At 42.3% G+C, this 201-nt stretch carries 1 rRNA gene; it reads left to right on the top strand.

Going from position 1 to position 201, the window contains the following annotated elements:
• Positions 1 to 82 precede the first annotated feature (82 nt).
• Positions 83 to 199 (top strand): 5S ribosomal RNA (gene rrf, locus VEI_RS09355).
• Positions 200 to 201 lie beyond the last annotated feature (2 nt).

Raw genomic sequence — 201 nt, 5'->3', positions numbered from 1 at the left:
ACTTAACTAAAAACATTAAGCAGACATGTGCAACAAATATATATAACTTCTATGTGGTTTTCAGAGTACAAACTCTGACAGATTCAGTGGCGATAGCTATGAGGGTCCACCTGTTCCCATCTCGAACACAGTAGTTAAGCTCATAAACGCCGAAAGTACTTGGCTGGAGACGGCCTGGGAGGATAGGAAGTCGCTGATTAA

The sequence above is a fragment of the Veillonella tobetsuensis genome, from assembly GCF_001078375.1.
Classification (GTDB): Bacteria; Bacillota; Negativicutes; order Veillonellales; family Veillonellaceae; genus Veillonella; species Veillonella tobetsuensis.
Note: the sequence above shows the minus strand (reverse complement) of the source record. Positions and strands in the feature narration are given on the sequence as shown.